At 63.0% G+C, this 17,917-nt stretch carries 25 protein-coding genes and 1 tRNA gene; 1 reads left to right on the top strand and 25 read right to left on the bottom strand.

Annotated elements, in window-relative coordinates; genetic code table 11:
• Positions 1 to 465: 465 nt before the first annotated feature.
• Positions 466 to 783, top strand: a complete 318-nt coding sequence (locus tag AVS7_RS24320) for a hypothetical protein (protein ID WP_020227966.1) — start codon at positions 466 to 468, stop codon at positions 781 to 783.
• A gap of 314 nt (positions 784 to 1,097) precedes the next feature.
• On the opposite strand, the gene AVS7_RS08220 is transcribed toward AVS7_RS24320, so the two are convergent.
• From AVS7_RS08220 to AVS7_RS08105, 25 genes are all read right to left on the bottom strand, one after another.
• Positions 1,098 to 1,174 (bottom strand) — tRNA-Met (locus tag AVS7_RS08220).
• Positions 1,175 to 1,198: 24 nt separating this feature from the next.
• Positions 1,199 to 1,591 (bottom strand): 50S ribosomal protein L17, encoded by a 393-nt coding sequence (gene rplQ, locus AVS7_RS08215; protein WP_024001165.1) that lies wholly within the window; start codon positions 1,589 to 1,591, stop codon positions 1,199 to 1,201.
• A 94-nt stretch (positions 1,592 to 1,685) separates the two neighbouring features.
• On the bottom strand, positions 1,686 to 2,678 hold the full coding sequence (gene rpoA, locus AVS7_RS08210; protein ID WP_020227964.1) for a DNA-directed RNA polymerase subunit alpha: 993 nt from the start codon (positions 2,676 to 2,678) through the stop codon (positions 1,686 to 1,688).
• A gap of 113 nt (positions 2,679 to 2,791) precedes the next feature.
• The gene (gene rpsD / locus AVS7_RS08205; protein ID WP_020227963.1) at positions 2,792 to 3,415 is read right to left on the bottom strand and encodes a 30S ribosomal protein S4; all 624 of its coding nucleotides are present in this window, start codon (positions 3,413 to 3,415) and stop codon (positions 2,792 to 2,794) included.
• A gap of 92 nt (positions 3,416 to 3,507) precedes the next feature.
• Positions 3,508 to 3,912, bottom strand: a complete 405-nt coding sequence (gene rpsK, locus AVS7_RS08200; protein ID WP_020227962.1) for a 30S ribosomal protein S11 — start codon at positions 3,910 to 3,912, stop codon at positions 3,508 to 3,510.
• Between the two features lie 16 nt (positions 3,913 to 3,928).
• On the bottom strand, positions 3,929 to 4,294 hold the full coding sequence (rpsM, locus tag AVS7_RS08195; protein ID WP_020227961.1) for a 30S ribosomal protein S13: 366 nt from the start codon (positions 4,292 to 4,294) through the stop codon (positions 3,929 to 3,931).
• A 23-nt stretch (positions 4,295 to 4,317) separates the two neighbouring features.
• The gene (rpmJ, locus tag AVS7_RS23570; RefSeq protein ID WP_003050535.1) at positions 4,318 to 4,431 is read right to left on the bottom strand and encodes a 50S ribosomal protein L36; all 114 of its coding nucleotides are present in this window, start codon (positions 4,429 to 4,431) and stop codon (positions 4,318 to 4,320) included.
• A gap of 144 nt (positions 4,432 to 4,575) precedes the next feature.
• On the bottom strand, positions 4,576 to 5,895 hold the full coding sequence (secY, locus tag AVS7_RS08190) for a preprotein translocase subunit SecY (protein ID WP_020227960.1): 1,320 nt from the start codon (positions 5,893 to 5,895) through the stop codon (positions 4,576 to 4,578).
• Between the two features lie 23 nt (positions 5,896 to 5,918).
• Positions 5,919 to 6,350 (bottom strand): 50S ribosomal protein L15, encoded by a 432-nt coding sequence (gene rplO, locus AVS7_RS08185; protein ID WP_024001164.1) that lies wholly within the window; start codon positions 6,348 to 6,350, stop codon positions 5,919 to 5,921.
• A 10-nt stretch (positions 6,351 to 6,360) separates the two neighbouring features.
• On the bottom strand, positions 6,361 to 6,543 hold the full coding sequence (gene rpmD / locus AVS7_RS08180; RefSeq protein WP_024001163.1) for a 50S ribosomal protein L30: 183 nt from the start codon (positions 6,541 to 6,543) through the stop codon (positions 6,361 to 6,363).
• Between the two features lie 13 nt (positions 6,544 to 6,556).
• A complete protein-coding gene (gene rpsE / locus AVS7_RS08175; protein WP_020227957.1) occupies positions 6,557 to 7,078 on the bottom strand; it encodes a 30S ribosomal protein S5 in 522 nt (173 codons plus the stop codon).
• A 15-nt stretch (positions 7,079 to 7,093) separates the two neighbouring features.
• The gene (gene rplR, locus AVS7_RS08170) at positions 7,094 to 7,459 is read right to left on the bottom strand and encodes a 50S ribosomal protein L18 (protein WP_020227956.1); all 366 of its coding nucleotides are present in this window, start codon (positions 7,457 to 7,459) and stop codon (positions 7,094 to 7,096) included.
• A gap of 11 nt (positions 7,460 to 7,470) precedes the next feature.
• Positions 7,471 to 8,004: a 50S ribosomal protein L6 gene (gene rplF / locus AVS7_RS08165; RefSeq protein WP_020227955.1), complete on the bottom strand. Its 534-nt coding sequence runs from the start codon at positions 8,002 to 8,004 to the stop codon at positions 7,471 to 7,473.
• Positions 8,005 to 8,028: 24 nt separating this feature from the next.
• Positions 8,029 to 8,424, bottom strand: a complete 396-nt coding sequence (gene rpsH / locus AVS7_RS08160; RefSeq protein ID WP_020227954.1) for a 30S ribosomal protein S8 — start codon at positions 8,422 to 8,424, stop codon at positions 8,029 to 8,031.
• Between the two features lie 18 nt (positions 8,425 to 8,442).
• Positions 8,443 to 8,748, bottom strand: a complete 306-nt coding sequence (gene rpsN / locus AVS7_RS08155; protein WP_024001162.1) for a 30S ribosomal protein S14 — start codon at positions 8,746 to 8,748, stop codon at positions 8,443 to 8,445.
• Positions 8,749 to 8,757: 9 nt separating this feature from the next.
• A complete protein-coding gene (gene rplE / locus AVS7_RS08150; RefSeq protein ID WP_020227952.1) occupies positions 8,758 to 9,297 on the bottom strand; it encodes a 50S ribosomal protein L5 in 540 nt (179 codons plus the stop codon).
• A gap of 9 nt (positions 9,298 to 9,306) precedes the next feature.
• Positions 9,307 to 9,627, bottom strand: a complete 321-nt coding sequence (rplX, locus tag AVS7_RS08145; protein ID WP_020227951.1) for a 50S ribosomal protein L24 — start codon at positions 9,625 to 9,627, stop codon at positions 9,307 to 9,309.
• An 11-nt stretch (positions 9,628 to 9,638) separates the two neighbouring features.
• The gene (rplN, locus tag AVS7_RS08140; protein ID WP_011803853.1) at positions 9,639 to 10,007 is read right to left on the bottom strand and encodes a 50S ribosomal protein L14; all 369 of its coding nucleotides are present in this window, start codon (positions 10,005 to 10,007) and stop codon (positions 9,639 to 9,641) included.
• Positions 10,008 to 10,190: 183 nt separating this feature from the next.
• On the bottom strand, positions 10,191 to 11,789 hold the full coding sequence (locus AVS7_RS08135; protein WP_020227950.1) for a glycerol-3-phosphate dehydrogenase/oxidase: 1,599 nt from the start codon (positions 11,787 to 11,789) through the stop codon (positions 10,191 to 10,193).
• Between the two features lie 75 nt (positions 11,790 to 11,864).
• Positions 11,865 to 13,598, bottom strand: coding sequence for an ABC transporter substrate-binding protein (locus AVS7_RS08130; protein WP_020227949.1), 1,734 nt, complete (start codon positions 13,596 to 13,598; stop codon positions 11,865 to 11,867).
• Between the two features lie 129 nt (positions 13,599 to 13,727).
• Positions 13,728 to 14,036: a DUF2160 domain-containing protein gene (locus tag AVS7_RS08125; protein ID WP_020227948.1), complete on the bottom strand. Its 309-nt coding sequence runs from the start codon at positions 14,034 to 14,036 to the stop codon at positions 13,728 to 13,730.
• Positions 14,037 to 14,048: 12 nt separating this feature from the next.
• Positions 14,049 to 14,861 carry a carbohydrate ABC transporter permease gene (locus AVS7_RS08120; protein ID WP_020227947.1) on the bottom strand — a complete coding sequence of 271 codons (813 nt, stop codon included), beginning with the start codon at positions 14,859 to 14,861 and terminating at the stop codon, positions 14,049 to 14,051.
• A complete protein-coding gene (locus tag AVS7_RS08115) occupies positions 14,854 to 15,750 on the bottom strand; it encodes a carbohydrate ABC transporter permease (RefSeq protein WP_020227946.1) in 897 nt (298 codons plus the stop codon). The genes AVS7_RS08120 and AVS7_RS08115 overlap by 8 nt, the downstream gene beginning before the upstream one ends.
• The gene (locus AVS7_RS08110) at positions 15,747 to 16,817 is read right to left on the bottom strand and encodes an ABC transporter ATP-binding protein (RefSeq protein WP_020227945.1); all 1,071 of its coding nucleotides are present in this window, start codon (positions 16,815 to 16,817) and stop codon (positions 15,747 to 15,749) included. The genes AVS7_RS08115 and AVS7_RS08110 overlap by 4 nt, the downstream gene beginning before the upstream one ends.
• A gap of 1 nt (position 16,818) precedes the next feature.
• Complete coding sequence (locus AVS7_RS08105; protein ID WP_020227944.1) at positions 16,819 to 17,898, bottom strand: ABC transporter ATP-binding protein; 1,080 nt, start codon at positions 17,896 to 17,898, stop codon at positions 16,819 to 16,821.
• Positions 17,899 to 17,917: the final 19 nt, after the last annotated feature.

The following is a 17,917-nucleotide window of genomic DNA, read 5'->3' as shown; positions in this document are numbered from 1 at the left end:
GCGTCAGCGTGTACGGGATTGTCTTGCGCGGTTCACCAGGAACGATCTGTTCCCAGGTCTTGCGCAGCTCGTTGCCCTTCCAGAAATCGGTTTCGAAGGTTTGTGCAGTCATGGCTTACAAGTTGAGGTTAAAAAATTCGGCGAATCGTCCGAAACATCCGCCTGCCGGTTATCAATAACCGCCTGGAGATCATTATTGACGGGCAAGCGGCTGTTGTCAACATGAAGAATTTATGGCCACCCCAGAAAGCGAATTCTTCGTCCGCACGTTTTCACGCGGACTGAAAGTCATTGAGGTTCTGGGCTTACGTCCAGGCGGCCGAGGTGGCGGACGGTGTAGCACTGCCGTGCGCAGGTTCCTGCTAACGCTGATTGATCTGGCATTCGTTCGAACCGACGGCAAGCGCTATTGGCTCACACCACGCGTTTTGCGCCTTGGTCTTTCCTACCTCTCCACGCTCCCTTATGGCAGACGACGATCCCGTCATCATTTCCGGTCTCCTCATGGCGCTGGCCAGGCTACCGAAGCAAGAGGCGCGGGCACGAACCATTGAGTCTGATGAGCCCCAGGTGCTGATTGCAGACGGCAACGATGTGGTCTACGAGGCGCCTGATCCGGTTCGCCAGGCTGTTATGGCGCTCAGCGTCGAGGCATCCTCATCGCTCAAGCCGATCTCTGGTGCGAGCGCGGCTGCTGGCCATGCAGGCATAAGTGCGTCTGCTGCAGCCCAGAAGGGCTTGCGGCCAGTCCAATGGCGCTATTTGATGGCCCTGGGACGCTGAAACTTATCCGCTATGGACTCATCTCGTCGGCTTGGCAGATCGGTCGTGCGGCCGCAGCGGGTTTTGCAGAACCTCCCTAGCAATGCTTGGTATCGACACAAGCAGTCATTGAATGGGCAGAGTTGGACGGCAGCAAGCAGCCTTGAAGAGTCAGTCATTGCAGTGAAATTCGCCAAATCTACCCAATGGTCACAATCGTGATCGGCTAAATCTGCGTGGGCACAAGACGGGCACAGAATGGGCACAACTTGGGCACAAACAAAAACGCCCACTGAAAAGTGGGCGTTTACTGTTAGCGAGAACCGCTATTTTACTGGTTGCGCGAGAAGGATTTGAACCTCCGACCTTTGGGTTATGAGCCCAACGAGCTACCAGACTGCTCCATCGCGCGGTAGAAAAGTATTATAGCCTATTTTTAAGCTCCAGCTTCCGCTTCGCCAGCAGAAACTTCGGAACGTTCGACCAGTTCCACAAAAGCCATGGGCGCATTGTCGCCAACGCGGAAACCCATCTTCAGGATGCGGGTGTAGCCGCCCGGGCGCGCCTTGAAGCGGGGGCCCAATTCATTGAAGAGCTTGGTCACGCTGTCACGATCGCGCAGGCGATTGAAAGCCAAGCGGCGGTTCGCCACGGAGTCTTCCTTGGCCAGCGTGATCATGGGCTCGATCACCCGACGCAGTTCCTTGGCCTTGGGCAGTGTGGTCTTGATGGCCTCGTGCTCGATGAGCGAGTTCATCATGTTCTGTAGCATCGCGAGGCGGTGCGAGCTAGTGCGGTTCAGTTTACGGAGTCCGTGTCCGTGGCGCATGGTGCTTTTCCTTATCAGTCAATTAAAACGGGCAGCCGTATCAGGTACTGCCCGGAGCACTCTTCCTCTTGGAGAGGAAGCCAGAAATTATAACTCAGCGCTTATCCAGGCCGGCAGGCGGCCAGTTCTCGAGCTTCATGCCCAGCGTAAGGCCGCGCGAAGCCAGCACTTCCTTGATCTCGTTGAGCGACTTGCGGCCCAGGTTCGGGGTCTTGAGCAGCTCGTTCTCGGTACGCTGGATCAAGTCGCCGATGTAGTAGATGTTCTCGGCCTTCAGGCAGTTCGCCGAACGAACCGTGAGCTCCAGCTCGTCCACAGGACGCAGCAGGATCGGGTCGAACGTCGCAGCCCCGCGGGAGCTGGCAGGAGCGTCAAACGCCGCCAGTTCACCCCCTTCGAGCTGTGCGAAGACCGCCAGCTGCTCCACCAGGATCTTGGCGGAGGCACGCACTGCGTCTTCGGCCGTGATGGCGCCATTGGTCTCGATCTCTACCACGAGCTTGTCCAGGTCGGTGCGCTGCTCGACACGGGCGCTCTCGACCGTGTAGCTCACACGCTTGACCGGGGAGAACGATGCATCCAGCACGATACGGCCGATCGACTTGGTGGATTCATCCCCATAGCGGCGCAGGTTGCCCGGCACGTAGCCGCGGCCCTTCTCCACCTTGATCTGCATGTCGAGCTTGCCGCCTGCGGACAGGGTGGCAATGACATGGTCGGGGTTCACGATTTCAACGTCGTGCGGTGTCTGGATATCGCGCGCCGTCACCACACCCTCGCCGTCCTTGCGCAGGCTCAGCGTAACCTCGTCACGGTTATGCAGCTTGAACACAACCCCTTTGAGATTCAACAGGATGTTGACGACATCTTCCTGGACGCCATCGATCGACGAATATTCGTGCAAGACTCCCGCAATCGTCACTTCCGTTGCTGCGTACCCCACCATGGACGAGAGCAGTACACGGCGGATGGCATTGCCCAGCGTGTGGCCGTAACCGCGCTCAAAGGGCTCCAATGCGACCTTGGCGCGGTTGGGGCCAAGCTGCTCGACATTGATTGCCTTGGGTTTCAGCAAATTGGTTTGCATGCAGACTTCCTCTCAATACCCCCAGCTCGTTACACCGGTAAGGCTGGTGAAGCGCCTAAACCGCGATGCCTCGCGGTTCAGGGACGATTTCGGTTAACGTGTATCAGCTAGGCTTAGCGCGAATACAACTCAACGATCAGGGATTCGTTGATGTCTGCACCGAACTCATCGCGGTCCGGCGCCTTCTTGAAAACGCCCTCGACCTTGTCGGCGTTCACTTCCACCCATGCCGGGATGCCCACTTGCTGCGCCAATTGCAGGGCTTCGACGATGCGCGCCTGCTTCTTGGACTTTTCGCGCACGGCCACCACATCGCCGTCCTTCACCAGGTAGGAGGCGATATTGACGGACTGGCCATTCACGGTGATGGCCTTGTGGGACACGAGCTGGCGCGCTTCGGCGCGCGTGGAGCCGAAGCCCATGCGGTAGACGACGTTGTCCAGGCGCGATTCCAGCAGCGACAACAGGTTCGCACCGGTGTTGCCCTTGCGGCGCTCGGCAGCTTCGAAGTAACGGCGGAACTGCTTTTCCAGCACGCCGTACATGCGCTTCACCTTCTGCTTTTCGCGCAGTTGCAGACCGTAGTCAGACGTACGGGCGCCGGAGGTGCGGCCATGCTGGCCAGGCTTGGAATCGAACTTCGCCTTGTCCGCGATGGAGCGACGTGCGCTCTTGAGGAACAGGTCGGTGCCTTCACGGCGGGAGAGCTTGGCCTTGGGGCCGAGATAACGTGCCACGTGTATTTCCTTGTGTAATCAGCTGCCGCAGGAACCTGCGGGAGCCACCATCGCGCCAGGCGATCGGTGGCGGTGGGCTTCAGTGAAAAAAATCAGATGCGACGGCGCTTCTGGGGACGGCAGCCGTTGTGCGGGACAGGCGTCACGTCGGAAATGGACGTGATGCGGATGCCCAGTGCACCCAGAGCGCGCACCGAGGATTCGCGGCCAGGGCCAGGGCCCTTGATCTCGACATCCACGTTCTTGATGCCTTGTTCGATGGCAGCGCGGCCCGCGACTTCCGATGCCACCTGGGCAGCGAAAGGCGTCGACTTGCGCGAACCCTTGAAGCCCTGACCACCGGAAGAAGCCCAGGACAGCGCATTGCCCTGACGATCCGTGATCGTGATGATGGTGTTGTTGAAGGACGCATGCACGTGGGCGATGCCATCCGACACGTTCTTGCGAACCTTCTTGCGCACGCGCTGCGCGGCGTTATTGGCAGGAGACTTGGCCATATTGATCTTTCAATCCTTACTTCTTCAGTGCCGCCGCGCCCTTGCGCGGACCCTTGCGGGTGCGGGCATTGGTGCGCGTACGCTGACCGCGCATGGGCAGGCCACGACGGTGGCGGAAGCCGCGGTAGCAGCCGATGTCCATCAAGCGCTTGATGTTCATCGTCGTCTCACGACGAAGGTCACCTTCGATAGTGAACTGGGCGATCTGATCGCGGATCTTTTCCAGATCTGCGTCGGTCAGCTCCTTCACCTTCTTGGAATAGGCAATGCCACATGCTTCGCAGATCTTGCGAGCACGGGTGCGCCCGATACCATAGATGGCCGTCAGGCCAATCTCGGCATGTTGATGGGGCGGGATGTTGATACCAGCGATACGTGCCATTTGCGTCCTCTAATCTTTCCCGATCAACCTTGGCGCTGCTTGTGGCGCTGATCCGTGCAGATCACGCGAACCACGCCCTTGCGGCGGATGATCTTGCAGTTACGGCAGATTTTCTTGACCGAAGCCGAAACTCTCATTGCATTCTCCTAAAACTATCCAATCGTTCCGGCCCACTGCACGGAACACAAAACATGTGCCCGCGATGGATCGAAGGGCATCAATAAACCGTACTTCTCTGGCGAACCCGCAACTATAGCGCATTCGCCAAAGAGGCGTCGGAATCAGGTACCTGGTGTCGCCTTGAAGTTCGCCTTCTTGAGCAGCGATTCGTACTGCTGCGACATCATGTAGTTCTGCACCTGGGCCATGAAGTCCATCGTCACCACCACGATGATCAGCAGCGAAGTGCCGCCGAAGTAGAAGGGGACGTTGTACTTCAGGATCAGGAACTCCGGCAGCAGGCACACGAACGTGATGTAGATGGCCCCCGCCAGCGTCAGCCGGACCAGGATCTTGTCGATATAGCGCGCGGTGTGCTCCCCCGGGCGGATGCCAGGAATGAACGCCCCGCTCTTCTTCAGGTTGTCCGCCGTCTCCCGGCTGTTGAAGACCAGCGCGGTGTAGAAGAAGCAGAAGAAGACGATGGCTGCCGCGTAGAACATCACATAGACGGGCTGACCAGGCGTCAACGCACCCGAGATGTCACGCAGCCAGCGCATGGACTCCCCTGCGCTGAACCAGTTCACCACCGTGGCCGGAAGCAGGATGATGGACGACGCGAAGATCGGCGGAATCACCCCGGCCATATTGAGCTTCAGCGGTAGGTGGGACGACTGCCCACCATACACTTTGTTGCCCACCTGCCGGCGCGCATAGTTCACCAGGATCTTGCGCTGACCACGCTCCACGAACACCACGAAATAGGTCACCAGCCCCACGACCAGCACGATGAAGATCGCCGCCAGGATGCTCATGGCTCCCGTGCGTACCAGCTCCAGCAAGCCGCCGATGGAACTCGGAAGACCCGCGGCGATGCCCGCGAAGATCAGGATCGAGATGCCGTTGCCCAGGCCGCGTTCGGTGATCTGCTCACCCAGCCACATCAGGAACATGGTGCCCGCGGTCAGGCTGACCACGGCCGTCATGCGGAACCCGAAACCAGGGCTCAACACCAGGCCAGCGGAACTCTCCAAGGCCACGGCAATGCCCAGCGACTGGAAGATCGCCAGTGCCAGCGTGCCATAGCGCGTGTACTGGGTGATCTTGCGACGGCCCGCCTCGCCTTCCTTCTTCAGTTGCTCGAACGTCGGAACGACGTAGGTCATCAGCTGCATGATGATCGATGCCGAGATGTACGGCATGATCCCCAGCGCGAAGACCGTGAAACGCGAGAGCGCCCCACCCGAGAACATGTTGAAGAGGTTCAGGATGCCGCCTTGCTGGCCACTGAACAGCTGCTGCAACTGCGCCGGATCGATACCAGGCACGGGAATGTGCGCGCCCACGCGATAGACGACCAGCGCGAGCAGCAGGAAAACCAGCCGCCGACGCAGGTCGCCGAAACGACCCGTCTTCGCCAGTTGAGCTGCGTTAGTAGCCACGGGTGCCTTTCTTCAAAGCCGGATCAGGCCAGGCTGCCGCCAGCAGCCTCGATGGCTGCCTTAGCGCCAGCAGTGGCGGTGATGCCCGACAGCTTGACTGCCTTGGAGATCTCGCCGCTCTTGATCACCTTGACCACCTTGGCCAATTCGTTCACGAGGCCGGCCTTCTTCAGGGCGAGCACGTCCACTTCGGCCAGCTCCAGCTGGTTCAGGGCCGTCAGCGTCACTTCGGCATTGAACTTCAGCAGGTGCGACTTGAAACCGCGCTTGGGCAAACGGCGCTGCAGAGGCATCTGGCCGCCTTCGAAGCCCACCTTGTGGTAGCCGCCGGAACGCGACTTCTGGCCCTTGTGGCCCCGGCCAGCGGTCTTGCCCAGACCCGAGCCAATGCCGCGACCGACGCGGCGCTTGGCGTGCTTGGCACCTTCTGCGGGCTTGATGCTATTGAGTTCCATCATCAACCTCTCAGAGGATCTTGACCAGATAGCTGATCTTGTTAATCATGCCGCGCACTTCTGGCGTGTCCTGGAGCTCGCTCACGCTGTTGAGCTTGCGCAGGCCCAGGCCACGCACGGTGGCGCGGTGCGACTCTTTGGTGCCGATCGGGCTGCGCACCAATTGAATCTTGACGGTTTGTTGCGTTGTCATATCGCCTCCCTTATCAGGCAGCGAAGAGGTCTTCGACCGTCTTGCCACGCTTGGCGGCCACTTCGGCCGGCGTAGTGGAATTGGCCAGGGCGTCGAACGTCGCACGAACCATGTTGTAGGGGTTGGACGACCCATGGCTCTTGGCCACGATGTCGGTAATGCCCATCACCTCGAACACGGCGCGCATCGGACCGCCGGCGATGATGCCGGTACCCTTGGGGGCCGGAGCCACCATCACCACAGCTGCGCCGTGGTGGCCGGTCACACCGTGGTGGATGGTGCCGTTCTTCAGGGACACCTTCACCATGTTGCGGCGCGCTTCTTCCATTGCCTTCTGCACGGCTGCAGGCACTTCCTTGGATTTGCCCTTGCCCATGCCCACGCGGCCGTCACCGTCGCCTACCACCGTCAGTGCAGCGAAGCCGAGGATACGGCCGCCCTTCACGACTTTGGTGACGCGGTTGACCGCGATCATTTTTTCGCGCAGACCGTCGTCACGACCTTCGTCTTGCACCTTGGGTTGAAATTTAGCCATTTTTATCCGCTCCGCTTAGAACTGCAGGCCGGCTTCACGGGCCGCATCGGCCAGAGCCTTCACGCGACCGTGGTATGCAAAACCTGCGCGATCGAATGCAACCTTCTCGACACCGGCCGCCTTCGCCTTCTCAGCGATGCGCTTGCCGATGACCTGGGCCGCGGCGGCATTGCCACCCTTGCCGGAGCCACCGAGCGACTTGCGCACATCGGCTTCGGCAGTGGAAGCGCTGGCCAGCACCTTGGTGCCGTCGCCGGAGATCACACTGGCGTAGATATGGAGGTTCGTACGGTTGACGGTCAGGCGCGCTACCTCTTGCTGGGCAATGCGGATGCGGGTCTGACGGGCACGACGAAGACGCTGCTCTTTCTTGGTCAACATGCTGCAGCTCCTTACTTCTTCTTGGTCTCTTTGATCACAACCTTCTCATCCGCGTAGCGGATGCCCTTGCCCTTGTAGGGCTCGGGAGGACGAACAGCGCGGATCTCGGCGGCCAGCTGGCCCACCACCTGGCGGTTCGCACCCTTGATCACGATCTCGGTCGGGGTCGGAGTGGCGACGGTGATGCCGGCAGGCATCTCGAAGTTCACGGGGTGCGAGAAACCGACGTTCAGGTTCAGCTTGGCGCCAGAGGCTGCCGCCTTGAAACCCACGCCGATCAGCGTGAGCTTCTTCTCGAAACCCTTGCTGACGCCGACCACCATGTTGTTCACCAGCTGACGCACGGTGCCGCTCATGGCATTGGCTTCACGCGAGTCGTTGATGGGCTCGAAGCTCAGCTTGCCGTCGTTGCTGGACACCTTGACCAGCGCATTCTGGGCCAGCGACAGCGTGCCGCCTGCGCCCTTGACGCTGATCTGGTCGTCCTTGATGGACACATCCACGCCTGCGGGGATGGTCACCGGGGATTTACCTACTCGGGACATTTCAGTTTTCTCCTCAATGCCGCGTTAGGCCACGTAGCACAGCACTTCGCCGCCGACACCGGTAGCGCGCGCCTTGCGGTCGGTCATCACGCCCTTGGGGGTCGTGACGATCGCCACGCCCAGGCCGTTCATGACTTGCGGAATGGAATCGCGGCCCTTGTACACGCGCAGGCCAGGACGGCTCACGCGCTCGATGCGCTCGATCACCGGACGGCCGGCGTAGTACTTCAGGGCGATTTCGAGTTCAGACTTGCCGTCGGCGTTCTTCACTTCGAAGCCGTCGATGTAACCCTCGTCCTTCAGCACCTGCGCGATGGCAACCTTCACTTTGGAAGAAGGCACCGACACGGTGGCCTTGGACACCATTTGCGCATTGCGGATGCGGGTCAGCAAGTCAGCGATGGGATCACTCATGCTCATGTTATCTCTCCTGCCTGCTTACCAGCTGGCCTTGGTGACACCAGGGATGTCACCGGCAAAAGCCAGTTCACGGATCTTGGCGCGGCCCAGACCGAATTGACGGAAGGTGCCACGGGGGCGGCCCGTGATCTCGCAGCGGTTGCGCTGGCGCGTGGGATTGGCGTTGCGCGGGAGCTTCTGCAGGCCCAGACGGGCTGCTTCGCGCTCGTCGTCGCTGCGCTTGGCGTCGCCAGCGATGGCCTTCAGTTCCGCGTACTTGGCGGCGTACTTGGCGGCCAGTTTTTCGCGCTTCAGTTCGCGCTGGATCAAAGCTACTTTAGCCATACGCTGCCTTTAGTTCTTGAACGGGAAACGGAAAGCCGTGAGGAGCGCCTTGGCTTCCTCGTCGGACTTGGCCGTCGTGGTGATGCTGATATTGAGACCGCGCAGGGCATCGACCTTGTCGTACTCAATTTCAGGGAAGATGATCTGTTCTTTGACGCCGATGTTGTAGTTGCCACGGCCGTCGAAAGCGCGGCCGGAGATACCACGGAAGTCGCGCACGCGGGGCAGAGCCACGGTAACGAAACGGTCCAGGAACTCGTACATCTGGACGCCACGCAGCGTCACCATGCAGCCGATGGCCTGGCCTTCGCGGATCTTGAAGCCGGCGATAGCCTTCTTGGCCTTGGTCACCACGGGCTTCTGGCCGGCGATCTTGGTCAGGTCGGCCACGGCGTTGTCCATGACCTTCTTGTCCGCCACGGCCTCGCTCACGCCCATGTTGAGCGTGATCTTGGTCAGACGGGGAACCTGCATCGGCGAGGTGTAGCCGAACTGCTTGACCAGTTCGGGAGCGATCTTGTCGCGATAGATTTGTTGCAGTCGTGCCATGGGAACTCCTTAGGCGGCCTTGATTTCGGCGCCGCTGGACTTGAACACGCGAACGCGCGAACCGTCGGCCTGCACCTTGATGCCCACGCGGTCGGCCTTGCCGGTCGCGGCATTGAAAATGGCCACATTGGACTGGTGGATGGGCATGGCCTTTTCCACGATGCCGCCGGTGGTGCCCTTCATGGGGTTCGGCTTGACATGCTTCTTGACCAGGTTGATGCCTTCGATGACCAGATGGGAGTCATCCTTGCGCAGCGCGACCGTGCCGCGCTTGCCCTTGTCACGCCCGGCGATCACGATGACCTCGTCGCCCTTGCGGATCTTGTTCATGGCGTGTCCTTTTAGAGAACTTCAGGAGCCAGGGACACGATCTTCATGAAGCGCTCGGTACGCAGTTCACGCGTCACGGGGCCGAAGATGCGGGTGCCAATCGGCTCCAGCTTGGAGTTGAGCAGCACGGCGGCATTGCCGTCGAACTTGACGAGCGAGCCGTCGCCGCGGCGGATGCCCTTGGCCGTACGAACGACCACGGCGCTGTAGACCTCGCCCTTCTTGACGCGGCCACGCGGAGCGGCTTCCTTCACGCTCACCTTGATGATGTCGCCAACGCTGGCATAGCGACGCTTGGAACCGCCCAGCACCTTGATGCACAGGACGGACTTCGCGCCGGTATTGTCGGCAACGTCTAACCGAGATTCTGTCTGGATCATTTCAATATTCCCAACTTGTACCAGCGGCCGGAGCCTTGAAGAGCCCCCGCATGCCAGTCAGTCTTGGGCCCGTCGTCCGCGCCGCAAACCACTTGCGATGCTTCCCGCTGGGCAGAAACTCCGCGCTTGAATAACGCGAAGCCCGCTATTGTTGCCGAACTCGATAAACGCGTCAAGCGCTTTTTAGGCTGGGACGCTCGCGTACTGTTGCGCCAGCGCCAGGAACGCGGCCAACTGCGGGTCATGGCCCGGCAATTCCTCGACGAGGATGTCCGCCACGCGGGGGGCCAGGGATGCGGCGAGGCGTGCGTCCAGGAACAGGATGCGGGCACGCCGGGCCAGCACATCTTCCACCGTGCGCGCATATTCGTACCGTACGGCGAACCGCACCATGGACTCGGTCAGCCCCGGGGCCAGCACCGCGTCCGCCCCCGGCAGGCGGGCGACGGCCTGCGCCTCCGATCCGTAGGAGTGCAGCCCCTGGGGTGCGCTCAGACCCTGCCCTCCCTTGCGGCCGTCGGCGCCTACCATGGGCAAGGTCACGGTCACGCCGCCCGGGCGCGAGGGCAGCAGGTGCTCGTCCATGCATTTGCGCAGCACATCCTCGGCCATGGCGCGGTAGGTGGTCCACTTACCGCCCGTGACCGTCACCAGCCCGCTGCGGCTGGCCAGCACGGTGTGCTCCCGGCTGATGCTCTTGGTGTTGCCGCCATCCTCGTCCTGCGGCTTGACGAGAGGGCGCAAGCCCACCCAGATGCTGCGCACGTCCTCCACGCGCGGGGCACGGCGCAGGTAGCGCGCGGACTCGCCGAGGATGAAGGCCACTTCCTCCCGCATGGCCTGGGGCTCGCGCGCCAGGTCCTGGCGCGGGCTGTCGGTCGTGCCCAGGATGAGCTTGCCCAGCCACGGCACCGCGAAGAGCACCCGGCCGTCGGCCGTCTTGGGCACCATCAGGGCATGGTCGGAGGGCAGGAACTCGCGGTCCACCACGATGTGCACGCCCTGGCTGGGTGCCACCATGGGCTTGACGTTCAGGCCCTGGGCCTGGCCGTCGCGCTGGCGCAGGCCGTCCACCCAGACGCCCGTGGCGTTGATGACACAGCGGGCCCGTACATCGAAGCGGCGGGAGGTTTCCGCGTCCTCGCAGACCAGCCCGGCCACTTTGCCGCCCTCGTAGAGCAGATCGGTCACCGGGCAATAGTTGAGCACCAGAGCGCCTTGGCGTGCCGCCGTGCGTGCCAGGGCCAGGGCCAGGCGGGCGTCGTCGAATTGCCCGTCCCAGTATTTCACCCCGCCCTTGAGCCCGTCTGCCATGGCGGTGGGCAGGCAGCGCAGGGTTTCCATGCGCCCGAGGAATTCGGTCGGCCCCAGGCCGGCCTTGCCCGCCAGTGCGTCGTACATCTTCAGGCCGGCGCCGTAGAACGGCGTTTCCCACAGCTTGTAGGACGGCATGACGAAGGCCAGCGGCTGCGCCAGGTGCGGCGCGTTGCGCAGCAGCGTAGTGCGCTCGTGCAGCGCCTCGCGCACCAGGGCGATGTTGCCCTGCGCCAGGTAGCGCACGCCGCCGTGCACCAGCTTGGTGGCGCGCGACGAGGTGCCCTTGGCGAAGTCGTGCGACTCCAGCAGGACGACCGAGAACCCGCGCGCGGCTGCGTCCAGCGCCACGCCCAGCCCCGTGGCGCCGCCGCCGATGACGGCCACGTCATAGGTCACGGGCTGCGCCAGCCGCGCCAGGAGTTCGGCGCGCTCGGTGGCCAGGGGAGAAGGCGTTTCGCTAGTCATAAGAATCCATTGTCCACAATCCGGAGGGGGATTTCAGGGTTTACCCTAGATTCCCCTCCGGGAGCCGCCCGGGAATCAGCGCACCTTGCCTTCCTTCCAGGCTTGGAGCAGGCGGTCGTAGGCGATGGTTTCACCCTTCGGCTTTTCGTTGGCCAGCTTCTTCCAGGGCGCGTGCTTGTCGCTCAGCCACTTGGCGGGGTCGCCCTTGGGGTTGAGCTTGGGCGCGCAGTGCTCCATGCCGGCGCGCTGCAGGCGGGCCATGACCTGGTCCATCTCGTCGGCCAGCGTGTCCATGGCGGCCTGGGGCGTCTTCTCGCCGGTGACGGCCTGGGCCACGTTCTTCCACCAGAGCTGGGCCAGCTTGGGGTAGTCGGGCACGTTGGTGCCGGTGGGCGACCAGGCGACGCGCGCAGGGCTGCGGTAGAACTCGACCAGACCGCCGAGCTTGGGCGCGGCGTCGGTCATGGCCTTGGACTGGATGTCGCTCTCGCGGATCGGCGTCAGGCCCACCAGCGTCTTCTTGAGCGAGGTGGTCTTGGCGGTCACGAACTGCGCGTACAGCCAGGCGGCGGCCGTCTTGTTGGCGTCGTGGCCCTTGAAGAAGGACCACGAGCCCACGTCCTGGTAGCCGTTCTGCATGCCCTGCTTCCAGTACGGGCCGTTGGGGCCGGGGGCCATGCGCCACTTGGGGCTGCCGTCGGCGTTCACCACGGGCAGGCCGGGCTTGGTCATGTCGGCGGTGAAGGCGGTGTACCAGAAGATCTGCTGCGCGATCTGGCCCTGGGCAGGCACGGGGCCGGCTTCGCCGAAGGTCATGCCCATGGCTTCCTTGGGCGCGTACTTCTTCATCCAGTCCACGTACTTGGTGAGCGCGTAGACGGCGGCGGGGGAGTTAGTGGCGCCGCCACGGGCCACGCTGGCGCCCACGGGGGTGCACTTGTCGTCGGCCACGCGGATGCCCCATTCGTCGATGGGCAGGCCGTTGGGCGCGCCGATGTCGGCGGAACCGGCCATCGAGAGCCACGCATCGGTGAAGCGCCAGCCCAGCGACGGGTCCTTCTTGCCGTAGTCCATGTGGCCGTAGATGGGCTTGCCGTCGATGTTCTTCACGTCGTTGGTGAAGAACTCGGCGATGTCCTCATACGCGCTCCAGTTCAGCGGCACGCCCAGGTCGTAGCCGTACTTGGCCTTGAACTTGTCCTTGATGTCCTTGCGGTCGAACAGGTCGGCGCGGAACCAGTACAGGTTGGCGAACTGCTGGTCGGGCAGCTGGTAGAGCTTGCCGTCGGGCGCGGTGGTGAACTTGATGCCGATGAAGTCGTTGATGTCCAGGCCGGGGTTGGTCCACTCCTTGCCGGCGCCTGCCATGTAGTCGGTCAGGTTCATCATCTTGCCGTAGCGGTAGTGCGTACCGATCAGGTCGGAGTCGCTGATCCAGCCGTCGTAGATGGACTTGCCCGACTGCATGGACGTTTGCAGCTTCTCGACCACGTCGCCTTCCTGGATCAGGTCGTGCTTGACGGTGATGCCGGTGATTTCGCTGAACGCCTTGGCCAGCGTCTTGGATTCGTATTCGTGCGTGGTGATGGTTTCGGACACCACGGAAATCTCCTTCACGCCCTTGGCCTGCAGTTTCTTGGCCGCGTCGATGAACCACTTCATCTCGGCCATCTGCTGGTCCTTAGACAGCGTGGAGGGCTGGAACTCGCTGTCGATCCACTTCTTGGCTTCGGCCTCGCCGGCCCACGCGGCCTGCCCCAACGCCAGGGCCGCGGCGGCGAATGCTATTTGCCTGAACTGCATCTTCATTGCTGTCTCCTCATAGGACTCCCCCACCTTCATTGGGACGCCGACCTCGGGGGAGGAACGGTCCAGCGCCATGGAATTTTCAAATTTGATAGCTGCTTGCGCTTGCCACATAAGCGATAGAGCCGCTTTTCACCCTTTTTTCATCACCAGCGCCAGAACCGCCATGGACAGCACGAAGCTGATCCACACCGAGGGCTCCGCCTCCAGCGAGAACCACTGCACCATCTTCTCGCCCAGCCCCACCCAGGCGAGGTTGATGTAGGCCGCGGTGAGCAGGCCGATGAACAGGCGGTCGCCGCGCGTGGTGGCGATGGGCAGGAAACCCTTGCGCTCCACCGTGGGGCATTTGATTTCCCACACCGTCATGCCGATGAGCATGAGCACGATGCAGGTGAAGAACACGGCCACGGGCGTGGTCCAGGCCATCCAGTCGAACATGGCGCTTCTCCCTCAGACGCGTCCCATCGCGAAGCCCTTCGCGATGTAGTGCCGCACGAACCAGATCACGATGGCGCCGGGCACGATGGTCAGCACCCCTGCGGCAGCGAGCGTGGCCCAGTCCATGCCGGAGGCGCTCACCGTGCGCGTCATCGTCGCCACGATGGGCTTGGCGTTCACGCTGGTCAGCGTGCGGGCCAGCAGCAGCTCGACCCAGCTGAACATGAAGCAGAAGAACGCCGCCACGCCCACGCCCGCCTTGATGAGCGGCAGGAAGATGGTGAGGAAGAAGCGGGGGAACGAGTAGCCGTCGATGTACGCCGTCTCGTCGATCTCGCGCGGAATGCCGCTCATGAAGCCTTCGAGAATCCACACCGCCAGCGGCACGTTGAACAGCAGGTGCGCCAGCGCCACGGCGATGTGCGTGTCCATCAGACCCACAGTGGTGTAGAGCTGGAAGAACGGCAGCAGGAAAACTGCGGGCGGCGTCATGCGGTTGGTCAGCAGCCAGAAGAACACGTGCTTGTCGCCCAGAAACTGGTAGCGGCTGAACGCATAGGCCGCAGGCAGCGCCACGGTGAGCGAAATCACGGTGTTGATGGCCACGTAGATCAGGCTGTTGATGTAGCCCGAATACCAGCTCTCGTCGGTGAAGATGGTCTTGTAGTTGTCCCAGGTGAAGTGCTGGGGCCACAGCGAGAAGCTCGACAGGATCTCCTCGTTGGTCTTGAAGCTCATGTTGACCATCCAGTAGATGGGCAGCACGGCGAAGACCAGGTAGGCGATCAGGAACAGCGTGCGTTTCTGAAAGCGGGGCTCATTCATGGCCTGCGCCCTCCTTTTCGGCGGTGCCCACGCGCTGCATCCAGTTGTAGAGGATGAAGCACAGCAGCAGGATGATGAAGAAATAGATCAGCGAGAAGGCGGCCGCCGGCCCCAGGTCGAACTGGCCCACGGCCTTCTGCGTGAGGTACTGGCTCAGGAACGTGGTCGCGTTGCCCGGCCCGCCGCCCGTGAGCACGAAGGGCTCGGTGTAGATCATGAAGCTGTCCATGAAGCGCAGCAGCACCGCGATCATCAGCACGCCGCGCATCTTGGGCAGCTGGATGTAGCGGAACACCGCCAGCTTGCTCGCGCCGTCGATGCGCGCGGCTTGGTAGTACGCGTCCGGGATGGAGCGAAGCCCCGCGAAGGCCAGCAGCGCGACCAGCGGCGTCCAGTGCCACACGTCCATCAGCAGCACCGTAAGCCAGGCCTGCGTGGCGTTGCCGGTGTAGCTGTAGTCGATGCCCAGCTCCTGCAGCAGCCGGCCCATGAGGCCAATGTCGGCGCGGCCATAGATCTGCCAGATGGTGCCCACCACGTTCCACGGGATTAGCAGCGACAGGGCCACCACCACCAGCACGGCCGACGACTTCCAGCCCTGCGCGGGCATGGACAGGGCGAGCAGGATGCCCAGCGGAATCTCCACCGCCAGCACCGCCAGCGAGAAGGTGAGCTGGCGCCACAGCGCGGCGTGCAGTTCCTCGTCGCGCATCACGGCGGCGAACCATTCGGTGCCCACGAACACGCGGCGCTCGGGGCTGATGATGTCCTGCACGGAGTAGTTCACCACCGTCATCAGCGGCAGGATGGCCGAGAAGGCCACGCACAGGATCACGGGCAGGATCAGGAACCAGGCCTTCTGGTTCACCGGCTTGGTGGTGGCGCTCATGCCAGCAACTCCTCGTTTTGGTAGAAGCAGGTGTGCTCGCCCAGCACTTGCAGCCAGACGGTATCGCCCGCCGATGGCAACCGCGTTTCGGGCGTGAAGCGCGCCTTGAGCGTGTGCTCGCCCGCCTTGGCGGTCAGCATAAGGTAGGTGCCGATGTCCTGCACCTGGGCCACGGTGCAGGGCAGCGCGCCGCTTTGCTGGGCTTCGGCCAGCGCCAGGTATTCGGGCCGAACGCCGACCTTCAAGCTGCCTTCGGGTAGGGCACGCGGGGCCTGCAGGCGGTGGCCCGCCACATCCAGGCTGCCGCCTTGCACCTGCGCGGGCAAAAAGTTCATGCCCGGCGAGCCGATGAAGTGGCCCACGAAGGTGTGCTGGGGCCGCTCGAACAGCGCGTCGGCCGAGCCCACCTGCACCGCGCGGCCGCGCGTCATCACCACCACCTGGTCGGCGAAGGTCAGCGCCTCCACCTGGTCGTGGGTCACGTAGATCAGCGTGAGCTTGAGCTCGTGGTGGATCTGCTTGAGCTTGCGCCGCAGCTGCCACTTCAGGTGCGGGTCGATCACGGTGAGCGGCTCGTCGAACAGCACGGCCGCAACGTCCGAGCGCACCAGGCCCCGGCCCAGCGAGATCTTCTGCTTCTGGTCGGCCGACAGGCCCGCCGCGCGGTGGTTGAGCTGGTGGCTCATCTCCAGCATCTCGGCAATCGCGCCCACGCGCTCCTTGATCTGCGCCTCGGGCAGCTTGCGGTTCTTGAGCGGGAAGGCCAGGTTTTCGGCCACCGTCATGGTGTCGTAGATCACCGGGAACTGGAACACCTGGGCGATGTTGCGCTCCTGCGGGCTGGCGCGCGTCACGTCGCGGCCGTCGAACAGCACCTTGCCATGCGAGGGCACGAGCAGCCCCGACATGATGTTAAGCATGGTGGTCTTGCCACAGCCCGAGGGGCCCAGCAGCGCATAGGCGCCGCCGTCCTCAAACTCCATCTTGAGCGGCAGCAGCGCGTAGTCGCTGTCCTGCTGCGGGTTCGGCTTGTACGAGTGCGCGAGGTCCAGACTGATGCGGGCCATCTCAAACCCCTCCCTGGCGCACGGGCGCCCATGCCAGGCGGCCGTCGGCGCCAAAGACGTAGATCTGCGCCGGGTCCAGGTGCAGCGTGATCGCCGCGCCCAGCTCGAAGTAGTGCACGCCCGTGAGCTGCGCCACCAGCTCGCCCCAGGGCGTGGCAGCGTGTATGAAGGTGTCGGAGCCGGAGATTTCCGCCAGTTCCACCACCCCGGCCACGCTCACGTCGCCCGGCCGGGCCTGCTCGCGCAGCGCGCTGGCACGCACGCCCACGGTGAGCCCGGCGGCGGCGGACACGCCCTGCGGCAGGGCCACGGCCAGTTCCGTGCCGCCCTGCAGGCGCACGCCCTGGGCGGTGGCCGTGGCGGGGATCAGGTTCATCGGCGGATCGGAGAACGCCCGCGCCACGCGCAGCGAATTGGGCGCATGGAACACCTCGGCCGTGGGGCCGTACTGCAGCAGCCGGCCTTCGTCGAGCACGGCGGTGTAGCCGCCCAGCAGCAGCGCCTCGGCCGGTTCGGTGGTGGCATAGACCACGGTGGACTGGCCGGCCGCGAACAGTTGCGTGAGCTCCTCGCGCAGTTCCTCGCGCAGCTTGTAGTCCAGGTTCACCAGGGGTTCGTCCAGCAGCATCAGCGGTGCGCCCTTGGCCAGCGCGCGCGCCAGCGCCACGCGCTGCTGCTGCCCGCCCGAGAGTTCGGAGGGGTAGCGGTCCAGGAACATCTCGATGTGCAGGCGCTCGGCCAGCTCGCGCACGCGGGCGTCGATGTTCTTCTCGCCGCGCAGCTTCAGCGGAGAGGCGATGTTGGCCGCCACCTTCATCGAGGGGTAGTTGATGAACTGCTGGTACACCATGGCCACGTTGCGCTCGCGCACGGGCATGCCGGTCACATCCACGCCGTCCACCGTCACGCGCCCGGCCGTGGGCGCATCCAGCCCGGCCATGATGCGCATGAGGCTGGTCTTGCCCGCCTGCGTGGCGCCCAGCAGCACCGTCACGGCGCCGCTGTGCAGCGCCAGGCTCATGTCATAGAGCCAGGTCTGCGCCCCCACTTTCTTGCTGATGCCTTCCAATGCCAGTTGCATCGAAGTCGCCCTTTCTTTT

The sequence above is a fragment of the Acidovorax sp. MR-S7 genome (assembly GCF_000400995.2).
Taxonomy (GTDB): domain Bacteria; phylum Pseudomonadota; class Gammaproteobacteria; order Burkholderiales; family Burkholderiaceae_C; genus MR-S7.
Note: the sequence above shows the minus strand (reverse complement) of the source record. Positions and strands in the feature narration are given on the sequence as shown.